Below are 2,331 nucleotides of genomic sequence, written 5' to 3' on the forward strand. Positions count from 1 at the left end.
CCCGGCCGGCCCCGCGCACCCCGGTGGGTCGCCGGGCCGGCGCGCGCAGAAGATCCAGCCACCGATGGGATCGGTGTCGCGCCAGAGGTTGAGCCAGCGCCACCCGACCCGGTCGCCCAGCTCGTGCAGCACGTCCTCGCCGAGGTACGCCGGGAAGAGCCGGGAGTAGAGGCGGGTCAGCGGGGACCCGTAGGTCAGCAGCGCGACCCGGCGCAGCACCTGCGGGGGCAGTTGCAGCACGGTGGCGGCCAGGATCACCGACCCGTGGCTGTGCCCGGTGAGCAGCACCCCGTCGTGGCGGTCGGCGAGCTGGCAGATTCGCCTCGCCAGCTCCGGCACGGCCCGCTCGGCGTAGGAGGGCGGGGCGAACGGGTGGGCGGCCCGGGGCCAGAACGTGCCCAGGTCCCACAGCACGCCGACGTAGCGGCGGAACGTCGAGGTCCGGTAGGCGAACAGCCCGCCCACCACCAGCGCGACGACGAGGCCGACGATCACCCAGCCGCCGGCGGTGAGCACCAGGACCACCGCCTCTCTCGGCACGCCGAGGTTGCGCTCGGCGAACGGACCGGGTTCCACCTCCATCAGCCCCAGCACGCTCGCGACGAGTCCGACCAGGGTCAGGCAGGCGTACGCGACGCCCACCGGCGCCAACTGCTCGGTGAAGCTGGCCCGGACGACCGCCTTCTCCACGTGCCGCAGTTGGGCGGCCGCGTCCGGCGGCGGCGCCGGGAAGTCGCGGGCCACTATCGCCGCCGCGGTCCGCCGGCGACCTGCCCGGCCCAGCAGGACGATGACGCCGCCCACCAGCACCAGCACGATCGCCGTGAGGAAGAAGGCCAGGATCGCCCATCGGTACGTCGTCGGCGGTGCCGCCAGCTGGCCGGGCCGCATGGCGACCGTCCCACGGTTGAGGACGAACGCCGCGCGGTAGACCAGCTCGGCGGAGAGTGAGCCCGCCAGACCCACCGCGAGGGCCGCCACGACCACGGCGCCGAGGCCGCGCAGCAGCGCCGGCCGCCGATCGTCGCGGCCCCGCCGCCACAGCACCAGCGCGCCGAGGGCGACGAGCGTCGTCATCTGCGCGAGGAACATGGCGCCGACGATCTCGGCGTACCCGGGCAACCCGGCCGTCGTCGGCCAGCGGACCGGGTCCAGGGCGACGACGCCGAGCGTCGCGACGGTCAGCCCGCCCGCCGTGGCGCCCACCGCCGGGGTCGCCTGGTCCACCCCACGGCCGGGCGGGGCCCGTTCCAGCACGGCGGGCACGCAGAGCAGCGCCATGCAGGCGACGAGGAGCGTTCCGGCGAGCGCGAGCAGCGCGACCGTCAGCGCGGAAAGGCCGGCGGCGGCCCGGGCGGCGAGCAGGACGATGTCCAGCGCCGTGAACGCGGCGGCGACGTGGATCGCGCGCAGGCGCCGGACCAGCGGCAACGTGTTCCAGTTGCTGACCGCGATCAGCCGGTCGCCGCCGGCACCACCGGCGGGCGCTGGAAAGGCGCCGTGCGAGTGGGGCGGGCGGGCGCTCGGCAACCAGACCAGCGCGACGGCGGCCACGGGGACCAGGGCCAGCACGGCGAGGCGCAGCCCGGGCGACCAGCCGCCCAGCGGGGCGAGCCAGTCGCGCCCCGCGAGGCAGCGGGACGAACCCAGGCACTTCCAGGCGACCAGGTCGAGGGCGACGCCCGCGGCGGTCAGCGCGTACAGCAGGGTCAGGTTGAGCGCGAGGAGACGGCACAGCGCCTTGACGCCCGCCCCGGAGCCCGCCGGCCGCATCCAGACGGCCAGGTTGCCCAGCATGAACGGCAGCAGGAAGACCAGCGACAGCGTGCGGGCGGCGGTGCCTGAGGGCAGGTCGTTCCAGCGGTACGCCTCCACGGTCAGCCCGCCCGGGCCGCTGCTGCCGGGCCGGGGGCGGTGGAAGCCACCTCGGCGGTCCCCGGCCACCTGCTCGACGTCTGGGCGGTCGAGCACCCGGTCGGCTCCCACGCCGGAGACGCCGTGGACCCGCAGCTCCACGATCTCTCCCGACGACCCCCGGCTTCCGGGAGGCGGTGACTCATCCGACATCGGCCCGCGACCCCCGAAGCGCGGCCAGCAGTCCGTGGCGGACGGTGACCCACGAACGCGCCGGTCACCGCCCGGCTGGCGGGGGTGACTACCCGCGCAGCCGGCCGTCAAGCGCGTGGACCTCGTGGGGAGTCCGGCCCGCCGGCCGTGTTGGCGATGGTAGGAAGGCGGGGAAGGCCGCTGGTCGGCAGCGGCGCGGCGCCGACCCTCGTCCGCTCGTGGTGGCCGCCGTCGACCACCGGCCCGCGGGGCGGGACCGGCCGG

Annotated in this window: 1 protein-coding gene; it reads right to left on the minus strand. The window is 76.2% G+C overall.

The genetic code is table 11. From position 1 onward, the window contains the following. Positions 1-2,016 (minus strand): hypothetical protein (locus NCC78_RS30905; RefSeq protein WP_250798958.1); only part of this gene is annotated, 2,016 nt, incomplete at its 3' end. Positions 2,017-2,331 lie beyond the last annotated feature (315 nt).

The organism is Micromonospora phytophila, from assembly GCF_023656545.1.
Classification (GTDB): domain Bacteria; phylum Actinomycetota; class Actinomycetes; order Mycobacteriales; family Micromonosporaceae; genus Micromonospora; species Micromonospora phytophila.